Source organism: Delftia sp. Lp-1 (assembly GCF_020523835.1).
Taxonomy (GTDB): Bacteria; Pseudomonadota; Gammaproteobacteria; order Burkholderiales; family Burkholderiaceae_C; genus Comamonas; species Comamonas acidovorans.
This window is the reverse complement of record NZ_JAJALJ010000001.1, coordinates 3293799-3311382: the sequence shown is the minus strand read 5'-3', so window position 1 is coordinate 3311382 and position 17584 is coordinate 3293799. Positions and strand designations below refer to the sequence as shown.

Genomic DNA, 17584 nt, shown 5'->3' with positions numbered 1-17584 from the left:
GCGGCCTTTGTCTTTTGTGGCGCGCCTTTCAGGCGTGCGTGCGCAACGGCAAAGTAACTGCTGCTGCTATTGCTTGCTACTGCTTGCTATTGCAGCTGCAGCAGCAACTCGCGCAGGCGCTGCCCGGCCGCTGCGCTTTGCTGCGGATTGAGCGCCAGGGCCAGGCCGATGGAGGGCAGGTTCTCGGTATCTGCCAGTGCGCGGAACACCACCCCCGGCGTGCTGCCCTTGGCCACCACAGCTGGCACCAGCGCCACGCCCAGGCCCGCACCCACCAGGCTGACCAGGGTCTGCGCCTGCACGGCATGCTGCTTGACCTGGGGCATGAAGCCTGCGTTCTGGCAGGCCAGCACCACCAGCGCATGCAGGCCTGGCACCTCGCTGGGGCGGTAGTTGATGAAGGGCTGGTCCGCCAGATCCCGCAGCCGCAAGGCGGGCCGCTGCAGCAGCGGGTTGCCTTCGGGCAGCACGGCCACCAGCTCGTCCTTTTCCACGGGCGTGATGGACAGGTCGGTGGCCTGCGTCACCGGGTAGCGCAGCAGGCCGGCATCGAAATCGCCGCTGGCCACCTGCGCGCAGATCTCGCGCGTGGTCGATTCGGTCAGCACCAGGTCGATCAGCGGATATTCGCTGCGAAAGGCCTGCACCAGCCGCGGTATCAGCGAGAACGTGGCCGAGCCTATGAAGCCTATGTGCAGGCGCCCGCGCTCGCCGCCGGCCGTGGCGCGCGAGACCTCCTGCATCTGGCGCGCATGGTGCAGGGCCAGTTCGGCACTTTCCAGGGCCGCCTGGCCTGCCTCGGTCAGCGCCGTGCCCCGGCGGTCGCGCTGGAACAGCTGCACGCCCAGGCTGTCTTCCAGCCGACGTATGGATTGGGACAGCGGCGGCTGCGACATGTGAAGCTGCTCGGCCGCCTGCCGGTAGTTGAGCGTGCGGGCCAGGGTGACGAAGTGACGCAGTTGGCGCAGGTCCATTGATATCTACCGTGTATCAGAGATGCTGAATTAAGTCTTAGACGCAGCTTTGAAGATATCAAATACTGGCTCCCTGAAGCAACATGGAGACCACAGTGCAGGCTGCGTTGACAGGGATTCGGGTGCTGGATCTGTCCAGCGTGGTGTTCGGGCCGCTGGCCAGCCAGGTGCTGGCCGACTACGGCGCCGAAGTCATCAAGATCGAGCCGCCGGCCGGCGACTCCACGCGCCATACCGGCCCGGCCGTGGAGCCCGGCATGGCAGCCATGTTCATGGGCACCAACCGCAGCAAGAAGAGCGTGGTGCTGGACCTCAAGCAGGACGAGGCGCGCCAGGCTCTGCATGCGCTGCTGGCCACGGCCGATGTGTTCATGCACAGCATGCGCCCGCAAAAGCTGGCTCCGCTGGGCCTGGACCCCGCAACGCTGCGCGAGCGCTATCCGCGCCTGGTCTATGCAGGCCTGCATGGCTTTGGCGAAGACGGCCCCTATGCAGGCATGCCCGCCTATGACGATGTCATCCAGGGCATGAGCGGCCTGGCCGACCTGATGGAGCGCCAGACGGGCGAGGCGCGCTACCTGCCCACCATCGCGGCCGACAAGACCTGCGCCCTGGTGGCCGCGCATGCCGTGCTGGCGGCGCTGTTCCAGCGCGAGCGCAGCGGCCATGGCTGCTTTGTGGAAGTGCCCATGTACGAGACCATGGTGGGCTTCAACCTGGTCGAGCATTTCTACGGCATGCACTTCAGCCCGGCGCTCAGCGGCGCAGGCTACCCGCGCGTGATGGCGCCCTGGCGCAAGCCCTACAGAACGCTGGACGGCCACGTCTGCATGATGCCGTACACCGATGCGCACTGGCAGCGCTTCTTCGCCGCCGTGGGCCAGCCGCAGCTGGCCCTGGACGCGCGCTTTGCCAGCCAGGCCAGCCGCACGGCCCACATTGCCCAGCTGCTGGAGACCGCAGGCGAGCATGTGGCGCTGCACGGCACCCAGCACTGGCTCGATACCTGCCAGCGCCTGGAGATTCCCGCCGCCCCCGTGGCGCGCATGGACGATCTGCCCGCCGATCCACACCTGCAGGCCACGGAGTTCTTCGTGCCGCTGCAGGACCCCGCCATGGGCACCGTGCACCTGCCGCGTTCATCCGTGCGCATGGATGGCCGGCAGGCCCCCATGGGCATGCCGCCGCGCCTGGGCGAGCACACGGCGGCGCTGCTGGCCCAGGCGGGCTGGAGCGCCGAGCGCATCGCCGGCCTGCAGATCACGCAACAGGAGACATGAGATGACAGTGAACACCCCGCAGCCCCACCCTGGCGCCGCCTGGAACGCCGTGCCCCGCATGGGCCAGGGCTTTTTCTGGCAGGACCTGCAGATCGGCCAGCAGCTGCGCACCTTCCGCCGCACCGTGACCGAATCGGACCTGGTCGCCTTCATCAATGCCACGGGCATGCTGGAGGCCATCTTCATCGAGGAGGGCTACGACGGCGGCGCCATTGCCGGCCGCCCCGTGCCGGGCGCCATGACCTATGCGCTGATCGAAGGCTTCATCCTGCAAAGCATGATCCAGGGCACGGGCCTGGCCATGCTGGAGCTGCACCAGAAGATCCTCGGCCCCGTGCTGGTGGGCGACACCATCGAGGCCCTGGTCGAAGTCACTGCCATCAAGCCCACCTCCAAGGGCAACCGCGCCGTCGTCACCTCGCGCATCGAGGTCTTCAACCAGGGCCACCAGAAGGTCATGGAATACACGGCCGTGCGCCTGCTGGCCGGGCGCAGCTAGGCGGCCACAAGCATTCCCATAACGACATCAGGAGACAAAAGCATGGACAAGCAGATCGACAAGGCGGCCCGCAATAGAAGGCGCCGCATGGCGCTGGTCACCCTGGCGGCCCCCATTGCGGCGGCTGCGGCGGTGGCAGTGGGTGCGGCACTGCCCGGCGCCGCGTTGGCGCAGCAGCCCTGGCCCAGCAAGCCCATCACGATGGTCGTGCCCTTCCCGCCGGGCGGGCCCACCGACCTGGTGGCGCGCGTGCTGGCCCAGCAGGTCGGCCAGCAACTGGGCCAGACCGTGATCGTGGACAACCGGCCCGGAGCCAATGGCAACATCGGCAATGCCCTGGTGGCCAAGGCCGCGCCCGATGGCTATACCGTGCTCTACAACACCTCGTCCATTGCGCTGAGCCCGTCGCTGTACAAGAAGATGAGCTACGACGTGGGCAAGGACCTGATGCCTGTGGCGCTGACGGCCGTGGTGCCGCTGGGCCTGGTGGTCAACCCCAAGCTGCCGGTGAAGAACGTGCAGGAATTCGTGCGCCATGCCAGGGACAAGACCGGCCAGCTGTCCTATGGCTCGGCCGGCAACGGCAACGTCACCCACCTGGCGGCCTTCCAGGTCGTGCAGCACTACCAGATCGAGGCCAGCCACGTGCCCTACAAGGGCAGCGCGCCGGCCGATGTGGATCTGGTGGCCGGGCAGATCGACTTCATGACCGACACCATCAATTCCGTCGCACCCTTCATCAAGGAGGGGCGGCTCAAGCTGCTGGCCGTCAGTTCCTCCAAACGCCTGCCCAACTTCCCCGATGCACCCACGCTGGCCGAAAGCGGCATGTCCGGCTTCGAGGCCGGTGCCTGGCAGGGCGTGATGGTGCCGGCCAAAACGCCGGCCGCCATCATCCAGCGGCTCAACCAGGAGCTGATGCGCGCGCTCAAGGACCCGGGCGTGGTCGAGAAGCTGCAGCTGCAGGGCGCCGAAGGCCTGGGCTCCACGCCCGAGGAATACGGCGCCTACATCCGCAGCGAGATCAAGCGCTGGGCCGGCGTGGTCAAGAGCACGGGCGTCTCTCTGGACTGAGTGCGGGGCGTTGCGGCGCCTGTCGCGCAGTTGCGCAAATTGGCACCTGTTTGTCAGGGGTGGGCGCGGTTTTTCAGCTATGGTTGCGGCTCATTGCCCCGGGCTGCCGGGGCAGGGCATGCATAGCAACAAGGAGCAAGATATGACGGGAGCTGCCGGCGAAGTCCTCAGCGAAGTGCGGGGCCGCATGGGCATGATCACCTTGAACCGGGCCAAGGCGCTGAATGCGCTGTCGCTGGGCATGGTGCGCGATCTGCTGGCCACCCTGCTGGCCTGGCAAAAGGATGAGCAGGTGCTGGCCGTGGCCATCCGAGGCATGGGCAAGGAAGGGGTCTTCGGCGCCTTCTGCGCGGGCGGGGACATCCGCTTCCTGCATGGCGCGGGCAGCACGGGCAATCCGCAGCTGGAGGACTTCTTTACCGAGGAGTACGCGCTCAACCACCTGATCCATACCTTTGGCAAGCCCTACATCGCCTTCATGGACGGCATCGTCATGGGCGGCGGCATGGGCATCAGCCAGGGCGGCACGCTGCGCATCGTCACCGAACGCACCAAGATGGCCATGCCCGAGACGGCCATCGGCCTGTTCCCCGATGTGGGTGGCGGCTACTTCCTCTCGCGCTGCCCGGGTCACGCGGGTGAGTGGCTGGCGCTGACGGGCGATGTGATCGGCGCGGCCGATGCGCTGGACTTCGGCCTGGCCGATGGCTACCTGCCCTCGGACCAGCAGCCTGCGCTGTGGGACGCGCTGGCCGCCGGCAGCTTTGCCGATGCAGCGGCCGTCGAGGCCCTGGTGAAGTCGAAGTTCACGGCCCCGGCCAAGCCAGCGGCCCAGCCCCGCGCCGAGATTGACCGCGTGTTTGCCCTGCCTACGGTGGCTGCCATGGTGCAGGCGCTGGAAGCTGCAGATGGCGAGTGGGCCCGGCACACGGCAGCCACGCTGCGCAAGCGCTCGCCCCTGATGCTGCACGTGGTGCTGGAGCAGATCCGCCGCGCGCGCGGCATGACGCTGGCCCAGGACCTGCGCATGGAGCGCGACATGGTGCGCCACTGCTTCTACCTGCGCCCCGGCCAGAGCGAGACCATCGAAGGCATACGCGCACTGGCCGTGGACAAGGACCACCACCCGCGCTGGAACCCCGCGCGCATCGAAGACGTGCAGGACGCGCAATGGCGCGCCTTCTTCGACAGCCCTTGGCCTGCGCATTCGCATCCGCTGGCGGCGCTGGACTGATCGCGCGGCGGTTGCTCAAACCTCCAAGGGTTCAAAAGGCCATCCGGCGCCATGCCGGGTGGCCTTTTTTCATTCAACGATCCGCAGGCTCCATACGGCAGGAATGACCTGCCAGCAGCCGTACCGCGTCGTCAATGCGCGGGCCCGGATCCCATTCGGGCACGGGCGGCGTCAGGCCCAGGGCCATCTGCCGCAGCGGCTCGGCAATGGCCATGGACAGCAGCAGGTCGCAGACGACTTCGGGCTGTTCGGCCCGCAGCAACCCCTTCGCGCACTGGCGCCGCAGCCAGTCCACCAGCATGCCGCGGCCGCGCTCTATGCCGTTGCGCTGGTATACCTCCAGCAACTCGGGCTTGGCGGGGAAATCGGTGGTGAGCAGGCGGAACATGCCCACCGCCTCGGCCGACAGCACGCGCGCGGCAATCACGCGCAGGATCTCGGCCAGCGCTGGCGCCACCTCTGAGGCCGACTGCGCATCGGCCGACAGGGCAGGGCGGAAACCGTCGGTCCAGCCGCGCACCACCAAGGCCACCAGATCCTCGCGGTTGGCGGCAAAGCGGTAGAGCGTCTTCTTGGCCAGCCCTGCGCGCCTGGCCACGGCTTCCATGGTGGTGGCGGCATAGCCTTCGTTGAGCAAGAGCCAGGTGGCGGCGGCCAGGGCGGCATCGTTGGCCTCGTGCTCGGGCCGGGCCGGCCGCCCGCGCGGCCTGGGGGCCGCAGGAGTGATTTCGGATTCCATTGGATTTCTTGTCGTTCCGTTCGGTGTTGTGCAGGGTCGTGACTGGTTGTGCAGCATTTTGTTACCCGGCGGGGATTATCCGATTGTTTGGAAACGTTGTTCGTTTCTTTAATATAAGATGGCTTTTCCTCATCAACCCAGGAACGGAAAACAACCATGAACTCCCATGCCTTCGAGCCCGACATTTCCCGCATCGACGAGCTGCTGCACATCACGCCGCTGAGGCTGGAGACGGGAATCCAGCGCCTGCCCAGCGGCTGCCTGGTGGTGGCCTGCCGCACCGACCTGCATGGCTGCAGCGGCCGCATGCTGGACTGGTGGTTCAAGTTCTTCGAGACCACGCAGCACATCAAGTGGTGGCATCCGCACGACCACATCGCGCATCGCGGCTGGGATGCGCAATGGAAGAAGGGCGAGAGCTACATCGGCGCGTCCATCGAGGCCGTGGAGTCCCTGGCCGACATTCCGCCCGTGGCGGCCAGGCTCAAGTTCCACGACCCGCGCGAGCTGTTCGACCCTGCGCAGCTGGAGCTGGCCTTTGCCGAAAAACGCGCATCGGCCGCCGTGTATGCGCGCATCGGTTTTGGTGAGCATGTGCAGCTGGACGCCAGCGGGGACCCCATGGACGGGCAGATGGTGCACCTGGCGCGTGACACGCCTTTTGGCTGCGTGCTGCGCAGCCGCTTTTTGCTGGGCCAGTCCTGCGCCGACCCGGCGAACGAGCTGCCTGACGCGCTGGGCCTGGGCCTGCTGCGCCACTGCTACACGGAGTTCACCTATCTGTCGCGCTTCCTGCCCTCGCTGTACTACGGCGAGCATGGCAACGGCGAGGCGGCGCCGCTGCCCTGGTAGCCGTGGCCCCAGGCTTCAAAGCTGCTGGTGCACGGCCGTGGCCAGCTGCAGCAGCCGGTTGCGCGGCAGGGCGCCGCTGAGCGCATAGCCAAAGCCCTGGTCCACCCAGTAGAAGCTGGGCACGGGGCCATCGCTGCTGAAGTGAAAGGCGGTCTCGCCGTGCGTGGCCGGGTCCTGCAGCGCGCCCAGGTAGAGGGTGATGCGCTCGCCCGCCGCGTCCTGGTACATGAACTGGGCGCGTGCGCCGCTGTCGCCGGGCAGCAATCGGCCGCCCACCAGCTCATAGCCCAGGTCCGTGAGTGCCGGCAGCTTCAGCGGCCGGCCCAGGCGCTTGGACAGCCACTGCAGCAGATGGGCCTGCTGTGCGGCCTCCACCTCGACTGGGTGGCGTTGCTCGGGCTGGTAGACCGCATGGGCAACGGCCGCCTGGTGGGCGAAGCGGGCCGGGGTGGCGGCGGCCAGCGTGGCCGCCGTGGATGGCGCGGCGGCGGGCACCGCCTGCTGCCCATGCACCAGCCAGCCCAGGCCGAAGGCCAGCATCCAGCCCGCGGCCATGCCACCCCAGCGCCACCACTGCTGCTGGCGCTGGTGCAGGCCCTGCAACTGTTCGGCGGCGGCGCGCATTTCGTCGGGCATGCCGGGTTCATCCCGGGCGGCATGCAGGGCGCGCAGCAACTGGCGCTGGCGTTGCCATTGCTCCACGCGCGCGGCACTGTCTTCGTCCAGCTGGTCGCGCAGTGCCTGCGCCTGCTGCGCGGGCAGGCGGCCATCGACCAGGGCGTGCAACTGCTCGTCGGAAATGGGCGGGGGCAAGGGCGAGGAAGATGAAAGAGGGGTGGGGGCGGATGCGGTCATGGCGGCCTCGTCATTTGAGCCGGCGCAGCGCGGGGGCTGCGGCTTGGGGTGTTGCGGCCTTGGCAGTCGGTGCTGACTGTGCAGGCGCTGCAGAGGTGGCCGAGGTGGTCGATGGGGCCTCCATCAATTCGCGCAGCCGGGACCGTGCGCGCGACAGCCGCGACATCACGGTGCCCAGGGGCAGCTGCAGCACGCGCGCCGTGTCGGCGTAGCTCATGTCCTCCACGCTGACCAGCAGCAGCACGGCCCGCTGCTCGGCGGGCAGGCGCTGCAGGCAGCGCTCCAGGTCCAGGGCCGCATCGCTGCTGTCCTCGGGTGCGGCCAGGGTCTCGGACAGGCTGTCTATGTCCAGCCACTGCCCGCGCGCGGCAGAGCGCCGCTGGTTCAGGTAGAGGTTGTGCATCAGCGTGAACAGCCAGGCGCGCAGATCGCCGTCGGGGCGCCACAGCAGCCATTTGCGGCAGGCACGCTCCAGCGTGTCCTGCACCAGGTCGTCGGCGGCCCAGGCATCGCCTGCCAGCAGCCGCGCATAGCGGCGCAGGCCGGGCAGGTGCTCCAGGATCTGGCTGCGGTCCATGGGCAGGTCCGAAGGCGGATGCGGCCGGAATCAGGGGCGTGCGGTATGCCAGACGCCCATGACGCCGTCGCCCGTGGTGTCACCGGCCTTGCCGTCCTTCACCCAGTAGTACAGCGGCTTGCCCTTGTAGGCGATCTGGCTGCTGCCATCGTCGCGCTGGACCACGCTGTAGTTGCCGCCGGACGGCGCCTGCTTGCCCATCAGCGGCGGCCAGTTGGTCGCGCAGGGGCCGTTGCAGACGGACTTGCCGCTGCCAGCCGTGTCCTTGTCGAAGGTGTAGAGCGTCATGCCGTTGGCGCCGACCAGGATGCCGTTTTGCACGCTGACCGCGCTGGGCGGGGTCTGGCCAGAGGCGTTGGCCGCAGGCGCGGAATAGCAGCCTGCCAGGGTCAATGTCAGGGCTGCCGTGAAGGCACAGGTACCAAGTTTCATGCCGAGCTTCTTCATCGCTGTCTCCGGTGCTTGCCGGCGCGCGAAATTGCGGCCGGACACTGCAATGAACACTGGGCCGTGCCGGTTTATTCCGCAGCAGTGCAAAAAAAGCTGCGGATGCCCGTCAACGGTTGAAGCTCTTCATGGCGCGCTCGACCTCGCGCTTGCCTTCGCGGTCCTTGATCACGTCGCGCTTGTCGTGCTCGGCCTTGCCCTTGGCAAGGGCGATGTCGCACTTGACGAAGCCGTTCTTCCAGTGAAGGTTGATGGGCACCAGCGTGAAGCCCTTTTGCTCGACCTTGCCGATCAGGCGCAGGATGTCGTCCTTCTTGAGCAACAGCTTCTTGATGCGCGCCGCGTCGGGGTTGACGTGGGTGGAGGCGGTCTTGAGCGGGTTGATCTGGCAGCCGAGCAGGAACAGCTCGCCGTCCTTGACGATGACGTAGCCGTCGGTCAACTGCACCTTGCCGCTGCGCAGCGCCTTCACTTCCCAGCCGTGCAGCACGATGCCGGCCTCGAAGCGTTCCTCGAAGAAGTAGTTGAACGCGGCTTTTTTGTTGTCGGCGATGCGCGACTGTGTTTCAGGTTTCTTGGCCATGGAGTAATAGATGCGGCGAAAACCTGGAGATGAAAGCTCTCCATACAATACTGGATTGCCGTCTCGCCTCCGTGCGGGATTTTAGTTTCGCCTTGCCGTCATTGTGACAGCCGTATGCGCCATGACCGCGCAGCCGGTGTTTTGCATGCCGTGCAGCTCGCCCCATTCATGAAAAAAGTCAACAAGTCCGTCCTGATCTGGTACAGCCCCCAAGAAATGTTTGCCCTGGTGACGGACGTGGCCCACTATGCCGACTTCCTCCCCTGGTGCGACCAGGCCAGGGTGCTGGAGCAGGACGAGCAGGGCATGACGGCCGAGGTGGGCATTGCATTCGGCGGCATGCGCAAATCCTTTGTCACGCGCAACACGCACAGCGTGCTCGACGATGGCGGGCGCCAGGTCAGCATCCGCCTGATCAAGGGGCCGTTCTCGCGGCTGGAGGGCAACTGGATGTTCCGCCCCGTGGGCGACGGCTCGCAGCGCGCCTGCCGCGTGGAGCTGCAGCTGGACTATGGCTTTGACAACATGGCGCTGGCCGCCGTGGTCGGCCCGGTGTTCGACCGCATCGCGGGCTCCATGGTCGATGCCTTCGTCAAGCGCGCCGAGCAGGTCTATGGCTGAACCCCGGCTGTTTCTGTGCATCACGCTGGCATGCAGCCAGCGCGCCGGTGAAGTCGTTGAGCTGACCCTGCAATTGCCGGCCGGTGCCTCGATTGCCGACGCAGTCGAGGCCGCTGGTGGCTGGCAGGCGCTGGGCTTTGCACAGGAGGGGCCCGCTGGCCTTTGGGGCCGCAGCGCACCATTGACGCAAGGCTTGCGCGATGGCGATCGCGTGGAGCTGTACCGGCCCTTGACCGTGGACCCCAAGGTGGCGCGCCGAGAGCGCTTTGCGCGCCAGGGAGCCCGCGCCACGGGCCTGTTCCAGCGCCAAAGGCCCGGGGCCAAGGCCGGTTACTGAAGGAGGGAGGCGCTCAGCGCACCGGGCCGCAGTCCGAGGCGATGGTGGCGTCGGCGCGCTTGAGTTCGCTGTTGCGCGTGGCTTCGTCCATGAAGCCGCGTTCGCCCTGGGCATTGGTGTGTGCCAGCAGGCCGCCCGATGACAGTGCCGTCTTGGCCTGTTTCGCCCGCGCACAGTTTTCCTGGCGATCCTTGGCAACGCGGTCCTTTTCTGCCTTGGCCTTGGCGGCCTCCTGGGCCTCGGCCTTGCGCTTTTGCTCTTCCAGGGCCTTGTCGGTGCCTGCGGGCTTGGCGTCCTTGGCGGCGGCAGGCGCCGCCTGTGCCGTTGCATCTGCAGCGGGCTGCGTGGCCGCATCTGTAGCCGCCGGTGCAGTGGATGGCGCCGCCGCTGCTGGAGCGGGCGCGCTGCCGCCAGGCTGGCGCAGGATGTTCTTGGCCGGAATGTCAGGGGGTGGCGCGCGGTCGCTGAAGACCTTGCGGCCTGTGGCGTCGACCCATTGCCACTGGGCGGCTGCGGGCAGCGAACAGGCGGCAAGCGTGACTAGCAAAACAAGCTTGATGGCATGCATGGTGATTGGGGTGATCGGGCCGGTTGCAGGTAGCAATAGCAGGAAATGATGGCGGGCAGCGATAGCGGGGAACAATGGCCTACAGCATACATTGTGATCCGGCGCACGGGTACAATCCTTCTTTTGGAGCTCTCACATGCGCCTTCTCGGTAAAGCCCTGACCTTCGACGACGTCCTCCTGGTCCCCGCTTTCTCCCAGGTCCTGCCCAAGGACACCTCGCTCAAGACGCGCTTTTCGCGCAACATCTCCCTGAACATCCCCCTTGTGTCCGCCGCCATGGACACCGTGACCGAAGCGCGTCTGGCCATTGCCATCGCGCAAGAGGGCGGTATCGGCGTCATCCACAAGAACATGACGGCAGAGCAACAGGCTGCCGAAGTGTCCAAGGTCAAGCGCCACGAATCCGGCGTGGTGCACGACCCCGTGGTCATCACCCCCGAGCACACCGTGCTGCAGGTGCTGCAGCTGTCCGAGAACCTCGGCATCTCCGGCTTTCCCGTGTGCGACGGCGGCAAGGTGGTCGGCATCGTCACCAGCCGCGACCTGCGCTTCGAGACCCGCTACGACGTCAAGGTCAGCCAGATCATGACGCCGCGCGAGCGCCTGATCACCGTCAACGAGAAGGACGGCACCACGCCCGTGGAAGCCAAGGCCCTGCTCAACAAGCACAAGCTCGAGCGCATCCTGGTCGTGAACGACGCCTTTGAACTCAAGGGCCTGATCACCGTCAAGGACATCACCAAGCAGACCACCTTCCCCAACGCAGCGCGTGACAGCGCAGGCCGCCTGCGCGTGGCCGCCGCCGTGGGCGTGGGCGAGGGCACCGAGCAGCGCGTGGAACTGCTGGTCAAGGCCGGCGTCGATGCGCTGGTGGTGGACACGGCCCACGGCCACAGCAAGGGCGTGATCGACCGCGTGCGCTGGGTCAAGCAGAACTACCCGCAGGTCGATGTCATCGGCGGCAACATCGCCACCGGCGCCGCTGCGCTGGCACTGGCCGAGGCAGGCGCCGACGCCGTCAAGGTCGGCATCGGCCCCGGCTCCATCTGCACCACGCGCATCGTCGCCGGTGTGGGCGTGCCCCAGATCATGGCCATCGACAGCGTGGCCCAGGCCCTGCAGGGCACGGGCGTGCCGCTGATCGCCGACGGCGGCATCCGCTTCTCGGGCGACATCGCCAAGGCCCTGGCCGCTGGCGCCTCGACCATCATGATGGGCGGCATGTTCGCTGGCACCGAAGAGGCGCCGGGCGAAGTCATCCTGTACCAGGGCCGTTCGTACAAGAGTTATCGCGGCATGGGCTCCATCGGCGCCATGCAGCAGGGCTCGGCCGACCGCTACTTCCAGGAATCGAGCACCGGCAACCCCAATGCCGACAAGCTCGTGCCCGAAGGCATCGAAGGCCGCGTGCCCTACAAGGGCTCCATGGTCTCCATCGTCTACCAGATGGCCGGCGGCGTGCGCGCTGCCATGGGCTACTGCGGCTGCGCCACCATCGAAGAGATGAACAACACGGCCGAGTTCGTGGAGATCACCGCTGCAGGCATCCGTGAATCGCACGTGCATGACGTGCAGATCACCAAGGAAGCGCCCAACTACCGCGCCGACTGATCCAGATCCAGCGCCTTGGCGCGAGATGGAAAAGAGGTCCGGGCAGCCGCTGCCCGGGCCTCTTTTTTTCGTGCGCTCAGATGACGAAGCTCAGATGGCGATGCTCAGATGGCGAAGTTGTCCAGCACCGCGCCCGAGCTGGCGCTCGATGCGTTGAACGCGAACTTGGCCTGCACGCCCCGCGTGTAGCGGGGCGCGGGAGCCTTCCATGCCGCGCGGCGCTGGGCGAGCACGTCTTCGGGCACGTTCAGCTGCAGCTGCAATGCGTGCGCGTCGATGGTGATCGAGTCGCCCTCATGCACCAGCGCGATGGTGCCGCCCACGGCCGCTTCCGGCGCCACGTGGCCGACCACCATGCCCCAGGTGCCGCCGGAGAAGCGGCCATCGGTGATCAGGCCCACGCTCTCGCCCAGGCCGGCGCCGATCAGGGCGCCCGTGGGTGCCAGCATTTCCGGCATGCCGGGGCCGCCCTTGGGGCCCAGGTAGCGCAGCACCATCACGTCGCCGGCCTGTATCTTGCCGTCGAGGATGGCCGCCAGTGCCGATTGCTCATCGTCGAACACGCGTGCCGGGCCGGTGATGACCGGGTTCTTCAGGCCCGTGATCTTGGCTACCGCACCTTCCGGGCTCAGGTTGCCCTTGAGGATGGCCAGATGGCCCTGCGGATAGAGCGCCTCCGAGAGGGGGCGGATGACCTGGGGGTTGGTCGGTTCGTCAGGCACGCCAGCCAGGGTCTCGGCGATGGTCTGGCCCGAGATGGTGATGCAGTCGCCGTGCAGCAGGCCCGCATTCAGCAGGATCTTCATGACCTGCGGGATGCCGCCCGCCTGGTGCAGGTCCACCGCCAGGTATCTGCCGCTGGGCTTGAGATCGCACAGCACCGGCACCCGCTGGCGGATGCGCTCGAAGTCGTCGATGGACCAGGGCACGCCGGCCGCATGGGCGATCGCGAGAAAGTGCAGCACGGCATTGGTGGAGCCCCCGGTCGCCATGATCACCGAGACCGCGTTCTCGATGGACTTGCGGGTCACGATGTCGCGCGGCTTGAGGTCCATCTTGATGGCCTCGATCAGCACCCTGGCGGATTCCTTGGCCGAGTTCTCCTTTTCATCATGGGGATTGGCCATGGTGGAGGAGTAGGGCAGGCTCATGCCCAGCGCCTCGAACGCGCTCGACATGGTGTTGGCGGTGTACATGCCGCCGCATGAGCCCGTGCCGGGGATGGCGTGCTGCTCGATGTCCTTGAGCTCCTGGTCGCTGATCTTTCCCGCGGCGTTTTCGCCAACGGCCTCGAACACGCTGACGATGTTCAGGTCCCGGCCTTTCCACCTGCCGGGCAGGATGGTGCCTCCGTAGACATAGATGGCCGGCACATTGGCGCGCAGCATGCCCATCATGCCGCCGGGCATGTTCTTGTCGCAGCCGCCGACCACCAGCACGCCATCCATCCACTGGCCGCCCACGCAGGTCTCTATGCAGTCGGCGATCACCTCGCGGCTGACCAGCGAGTACTTCATGCCTTCCGTGCCCATGGACATGCCGTCCGAGATGGTCGGCGTGCCGAACACCTGCGCGTTGCCGCCGGCCTCCTCGATGCCTGCGATGGCCGCGTCCGCCAGCCTTTGCAGGCCGGAGTTGCACGGCGTGATCGTGCTGTGGCCGTTAGCCACGCCGACCATGGGCTTCTTGAAATCCTCTTCCTTGTAGCCCATGCCGTAGAACATGGAGCGGTTGGCAGCGCGCGCCTTGCCTTCGGTGATGTGGGAGCTTCGGCGGTTGATCTGGTTCGGCGGGGTCATGGCATGTCTCTCGTTGTGGGGGTTGGATGAGTATGGGCCGACTGATTCATCTGATCCAATCCTATTCGTCGGCATGATTGATATGCTGCACATATGAATGAGCCCCCCATTGATCTGCGCGTCTGGCGGCAATTCCTGGCCGTGGCGGACGAGCTGCACTTCGGCCGCGCCGCGTCGCGCCTGCACATGACGCAGCCGCCGCTCACCCAGGCCATCGCCCAGCTGGAGCGCAGCCTGGACGTGGCGCTGTTCGAGCGCTCGAGCCGCCATGTCGCGCTGACGCCCGCCGGCGAGGCGCTTGTGCCGCAGGTGCGTGAGCTTCTGGCGCAGGCGGCAGCGCTGCCCGGGATTGCGCGGGCTGCGGCAGCGGGGGAAGTGGGGCGCGTGCGGCTGGCCTTTGTCTCCACCATCGGCTTCACCCGGCTGCCGCTGTGGGTGCGGGACTTCGTTGCAGGCACGCCCGGTGTGGCGCTGGAGCTGGTCGAGGCCACCAGCGATGTGCAGATGGAAGCCTTCGAGCGCGGGCAGATCGATGCCGGGCTGATGCTGCATGCCCCCGGGCATGCGCCGGCCGGCCTGGAGCGCCTGGCCGTGGGACGGGAAGCCATGGTGCTGGCCCTGCCTCAGCAGCATGCGCTTGCCGGCGCGGACCGGCTGATGCTCGACGAAGTGCTGGAGCAGCCGCTGGTGATCTTTCCGCGCCGCATCATGCCCTCGCTCCATGACGCGGTGACGGATCTGTACCGACAGCACGGACATGTGCCGCGCATCGCGCAGCAGGCGATACAGATGCAGACCATCGTGAACCTGGTCTGGGGCGGCATCGGCCTGGCCTGGGTGCCCGCCAGCGTGATGCAGTTCTGCAGGCCCGGCGTGGTCTACCGCGAGGCGGTTTTCGCCAGCGCCCGTGCGGGCAGCAAGCCCGTTGCCCTGCCGGTCTGCGAGACCAGTCTGGCCTGGCCTGCCGGGGCCATGTCGCCCGCGCTGGCGCGGTTTGTCGACTTCGTGCGCGAACAGCGCTGAGTGGCGTTCACCGACAGCCCCCCCGAGGCAAGGCCCGCGAATATCCGCAAGGTTCTGGTCTGAATTTTTGGAAATTCTGGCCAGAATGATAGAATTCGGTCCAGTCCGGACAACAGGCCTGTTTTTGTTTTCAGCCCCGCCATGCAATCTGTCGGCATCTACGAAGCCAAGACCCGTTTCTCCGCCCTGATCGAACTTGTCGAGCAGGGCGAGGAAGTGCGCATCACCCGCCACGGCAAGGAAGTGGTGCGCATGCTGCCGGTGCGCCGCCGCCCCGTGATCACCGACGAGCAGATCGCCCGCGAGCTGGAGCAGATGCAGGCGCTGCAGGCCACGGTGCGGCCGGCCCAGTCGGCACAGGCGCCGGACTCCACCACCCGACTGCGCCACGCAGGCCGGAGCCAGGCATGACCTCCTTCGTGCTCGATGCCTCCGTCACCGCCGCCTGGCTGCTGCCCGATGCCGCCAGCGTGCACACCCAGCGCCTGTACACCCGAATCCGCCGTCACGAAGTGGACCCGCAGGCGCCCAACCTCTGGCAGTGGGAGTGCGGCAACCTGATCGCCTCGGGCGTGCACGGCGGCCGCATTCCGCACAGCTCGGTCGAAGGCCTGTGGGGCGTGCTCGAGGCCATCCGCCACCGCGTGGAGCTGCACGAGCTGGCGCCCGCCCAGCACAAGGCCGTGCTCGACGTGGCGCTGGACACCCGCCTGCCGGTCTATGACGCGGCCTACCTGTGGCTGGCGCAGTCGCTGCGCCTGCCGCTGGCCACCTTTGACGCAGCCCAGGCCGCCGCCGCCCGCAAGCGCGGGCTGGCGCTGCTGGCCCCTGAAGATTTCTGACCCCCTCCCATCACCTTTGCCTGAGATGACCATGCAACACGACAAGATCCTCATTCTTGACTTCGGCTCCCAAGTCACCCAGCTGATCGCCCGCCGCGTGCGCGAAGCCCATGTCTACTGCGAAGTCCACCCCTGCGACGTCAGCAGCGACTGGGTGCGCGAATTCGCCGCCGACGGCCGCCTCAAGGGCGTGATCCTGTCGGGCAGCCACGCCAGCGTCTACGAAGTGGACGACCGCGCCCCCGACGCCGTGTTCGAGCTGGGCATTCCCGTGCTGGGCATCTGCTACGGCATGCAGACCATGGCTACCCAGCTGGGCGGCAAGGTCGAAGGCTCGCACACCCGCGAATTCGGCTACGCCGAAGTGCGCGCCCATGGCCACACCGAACTGCTCAAGGGCATCGAGGACTTCGCCACGGCCGATGGCCACGGCATGCTCAAGGTCTGGATGAGCCACGGCGACAAGGTCACCGAGCTGCCCCCGGGCTTCAAGGTCATGGCCTCCACGCCATCCTGCCCCATCGCCGGCATGGCCGACGAGGCGCGCCGCTTCTACGCCGTCCAGTTCCACCCCGAAGTCACGCACACCGTGCAGGGCGCGGCCCTGCTCAACCGCTTCGTGCGCGAGATCTGCGTGGCGAATGCCGACTGGATCATGGGCGACTACATCGAGGAAGCCGTCGCCAAGATCCGCGAGCAGGTGGGCGACGAGGAAGTCATCCTCGGCCTGTCGGGCGGCGTGGACTCCTCCGTGGCCGCGGCCCTGATCCACCGCGCCATCGGCGACCAGCTGACCTGCGTCTTCGTGGACCACGGCCTGCTGCGCCTGAACGAAGGCGACATGGTCATGGAAATGTTCGAGGGCAAGCTGCACGCCAAGGTCATCCGCGTGGACGCCAGCGATCTGTTCCTGGGCAAGCTGGCCGGCGTCAGCGAACCCGAGGCCAAGCGCAAGATCATCGGCGGCCTGTTCGTGGACGTCTTCAAGGCCGAAGCCGCCAAGCTGAAAGCCGGTGATGGCGGCCACAAGGGAGCCACCTTCCTGGCCCAGGGCACCATCTACCCCGACGTCATCGAGTCGGGCGGCGCCAAGAGCAAGAAGGCCGTCACCATCAAGAGCCACCACAACGTCGGCGGCCTGCCCGAGCAGCTCGGCCTGAAGCTGCTTGAGCCCCTGCGCGACCTGTTCAAGGACGAAGTGCGCGAACTCGGCGTGGCTCTGGGCCTGCCGCGTGAAATGGTCTACCGCCACCCCTTCCCCGGCCCGGGCCTGGGCGTTCGCATCCTGGGTGAAGTCAAGAAGGAATACGCCGACCTGCTGCGCCGCGCCGACGCCATCTTCATCGAGGAGCTGCGCAACTGGACCGACGAAGCCACCGGCAAGAACTGGTACGACCTCACCAGCCAGGCCTTCACCGTCTTCCTGCCCGTCAAGAGCGTGGGCGTCATGGGCGACGGCCGCACCTACGACTACGTCGTGGCCCTGCGCGCCGTGCAGACCAGCGACTTCATGACCGCCGACTGGGCCGAGCTGCCTTACGGCCTGCTCAAGAAGGTGTCTGGCCGGATCATCAATGAAGTGCGCGGCATCAACCGCGTGACCTACGACGTTTCGACGAAGCCGCCGGCGACGATTGAGTGGGAGTGATTGGGCAATAGGAAACTGCT

The 17584-nt window shown here is 67.0% G+C and carries 20 protein-coding genes; 12 read left to right on the top strand and 8 right to left on the bottom strand.

Going from position 1 to position 17584, the window contains the following annotated elements; genetic code table 11:
- Positions 1-86: 86 nt before the first annotated feature.
- On the bottom strand, positions 87-974 hold the full coding sequence (locus LGR64_RS14900) for a LysR family transcriptional regulator (protein WP_034392165.1): 888 nt from the start codon (positions 972-974) through the stop codon (positions 87-89).
- A gap of 83 nt (positions 975-1057) precedes the next feature.
- Between LGR64_RS14900 and LGR64_RS14895 the strand changes: the two genes are divergently transcribed.
- The 4 genes from LGR64_RS14895 (at position 1058) to LGR64_RS14880 (ending at position 5061) form a co-directional block, all read left to right on the top strand.
- Positions 1058-2254: a CaiB/BaiF CoA transferase family protein gene (locus LGR64_RS14895; protein ID WP_141833596.1), complete on the top strand. Its 1197-nt coding sequence runs from the start codon at positions 1058-1060 to the stop codon at positions 2252-2254.
- A 1-nt stretch (position 2255) separates the two neighbouring features.
- On the top strand, positions 2256-2753 hold the full coding sequence (locus tag LGR64_RS14890) for a MaoC family dehydratase (RefSeq protein WP_034392170.1): 498 nt from the start codon (positions 2256-2258) through the stop codon (positions 2751-2753).
- Between the two features lie 42 nt (positions 2754-2795).
- Positions 2796-3827: a Bug family tripartite tricarboxylate transporter substrate binding protein gene (locus LGR64_RS14885; RefSeq protein WP_099734055.1), complete on the top strand. Its 1032-nt coding sequence runs from the start codon at positions 2796-2798 to the stop codon at positions 3825-3827.
- A gap of 142 nt (positions 3828-3969) precedes the next feature.
- Complete coding sequence (locus LGR64_RS14880; protein ID WP_141833593.1) at positions 3970-5061, top strand: enoyl-CoA hydratase/isomerase family protein; 1092 nt, start codon at positions 3970-3972, stop codon at positions 5059-5061.
- Between the two features lie 73 nt (positions 5062-5134).
- Here LGR64_RS14880 and LGR64_RS14875 read toward each other — a convergent pair whose 3' ends face one another.
- Positions 5135-5800: a TetR/AcrR family transcriptional regulator gene (locus LGR64_RS14875; protein ID WP_141833590.1), complete on the bottom strand. Its 666-nt coding sequence runs from the start codon at positions 5798-5800 to the stop codon at positions 5135-5137.
- Positions 5801-5956: 156 nt separating this feature from the next.
- Between LGR64_RS14875 and LGR64_RS14870 the strand changes: the two genes are divergently transcribed.
- Positions 5957-6652, top strand: coding sequence for a DAPG hydrolase family protein (locus LGR64_RS14870; protein WP_141833587.1), 696 nt, complete (start codon positions 5957-5959; stop codon positions 6650-6652).
- 15 nt (positions 6653-6667) lie between these two features.
- Here the strand turns inward: LGR64_RS14870 and LGR64_RS14865 are convergent, their stop codons facing one another.
- The 4 genes from LGR64_RS14865 to smpB all read right to left on the bottom strand — a co-directional run bounded on the left by LGR64_RS14865 (position 6668) and on the right by smpB (position 9114).
- A complete protein-coding gene (locus LGR64_RS14865; protein WP_065347246.1) occupies positions 6668-7507 on the bottom strand; it encodes an anti-sigma factor family protein in 840 nt (279 codons plus the stop codon).
- 10 nt (positions 7508-7517) lie between these two features.
- Entirely contained in the window at positions 7518-8084 is a 567-nt protein-coding gene (locus tag LGR64_RS14860; protein ID WP_141833584.1) for an RNA polymerase sigma factor, read from the bottom strand.
- Positions 8085-8114: 30 nt separating this feature from the next.
- Positions 8115-8531 (bottom strand): COG4315 family predicted lipoprotein, encoded by a 417-nt coding sequence (locus LGR64_RS14855; RefSeq protein ID WP_141833581.1) that lies wholly within the window; start codon positions 8529-8531, stop codon positions 8115-8117.
- A gap of 109 nt (positions 8532-8640) precedes the next feature.
- Complete coding sequence (gene smpB, locus LGR64_RS14850) at positions 8641-9114, bottom strand: SsrA-binding protein SmpB (RefSeq protein ID WP_013803027.1); 474 nt, start codon at positions 9112-9114, stop codon at positions 8641-8643.
- A 168-nt stretch (positions 9115-9282) separates the two neighbouring features.
- Between smpB and LGR64_RS14845 the strand changes: the two genes are divergently transcribed.
- Positions 9283-9735 carry a type II toxin-antitoxin system RatA family toxin gene (locus LGR64_RS14845; RefSeq protein WP_034398355.1) on the top strand — a complete coding sequence of 151 codons (453 nt, stop codon included), beginning with the start codon at positions 9283-9285 and terminating at the stop codon, positions 9733-9735.
- Entirely contained in the window at positions 9728-10072 is a 345-nt protein-coding gene (locus LGR64_RS14840) for an RnfH family protein (RefSeq protein WP_141833578.1), read from the top strand. Before LGR64_RS14845 ends, LGR64_RS14840 begins: the two co-directional genes overlap by 8 nt.
- Before the next feature lie 13 nt (positions 10073-10085).
- Here LGR64_RS14840 and LGR64_RS14835 read toward each other — a convergent pair whose 3' ends face one another.
- Positions 10086-10640, bottom strand: a complete 555-nt coding sequence (locus LGR64_RS14835; protein ID WP_141833575.1) for a DUF4124 domain-containing protein — start codon at positions 10638-10640, stop codon at positions 10086-10088.
- A gap of 136 nt (positions 10641-10776) precedes the next feature.
- Here LGR64_RS14835 and guaB point away from each other — a divergent pair, with 136 nt between their 5' ends.
- Positions 10777-12252: an IMP dehydrogenase gene (guaB, locus tag LGR64_RS14830; protein ID WP_013803023.1), complete on the top strand. Its 1476-nt coding sequence runs from the start codon at positions 10777-10779 to the stop codon at positions 12250-12252.
- 104 nt (positions 12253-12356) lie between these two features.
- On the opposite strand, the gene ilvD is transcribed toward guaB, so the two are convergent.
- Positions 12357-14051: a dihydroxy-acid dehydratase gene (gene ilvD / locus LGR64_RS14825; protein WP_141833572.1), complete on the bottom strand. Its 1695-nt coding sequence runs from the start codon at positions 14049-14051 to the stop codon at positions 12357-12359.
- Between the two features lie 93 nt (positions 14052-14144).
- On the opposite strand from ilvD, the gene LGR64_RS14820 reads away from it, so the two are divergent.
- The 4 genes from LGR64_RS14820 to guaA all read left to right on the top strand — a co-directional run bounded on the left by LGR64_RS14820 (position 14145) and on the right by guaA (position 17564).
- Complete coding sequence (locus tag LGR64_RS14820; RefSeq protein WP_141833569.1) at positions 14145-15074, top strand: LysR family transcriptional regulator; 930 nt, start codon at positions 14145-14147, stop codon at positions 15072-15074.
- Positions 15075-15215: 141 nt separating this feature from the next.
- Positions 15216-15485: a type II toxin-antitoxin system Phd/YefM family antitoxin gene (locus LGR64_RS14815; protein WP_017403813.1), complete on the top strand. Its 270-nt coding sequence runs from the start codon at positions 15216-15218 to the stop codon at positions 15483-15485.
- Complete coding sequence (locus LGR64_RS14810; protein WP_012204856.1) at positions 15482-15916, top strand: type II toxin-antitoxin system VapC family toxin; 435 nt, start codon at positions 15482-15484, stop codon at positions 15914-15916. Before LGR64_RS14815 ends, LGR64_RS14810 begins: the two co-directional genes overlap by 4 nt.
- A 31-nt stretch (positions 15917-15947) precedes the next feature.
- Positions 15948-17564, top strand: a complete 1617-nt coding sequence (gene guaA, locus LGR64_RS14805; RefSeq protein WP_141833566.1) for a glutamine-hydrolyzing GMP synthase — start codon at positions 15948-15950, stop codon at positions 17562-17564.
- Positions 17565-17584 lie beyond the last annotated feature (20 nt).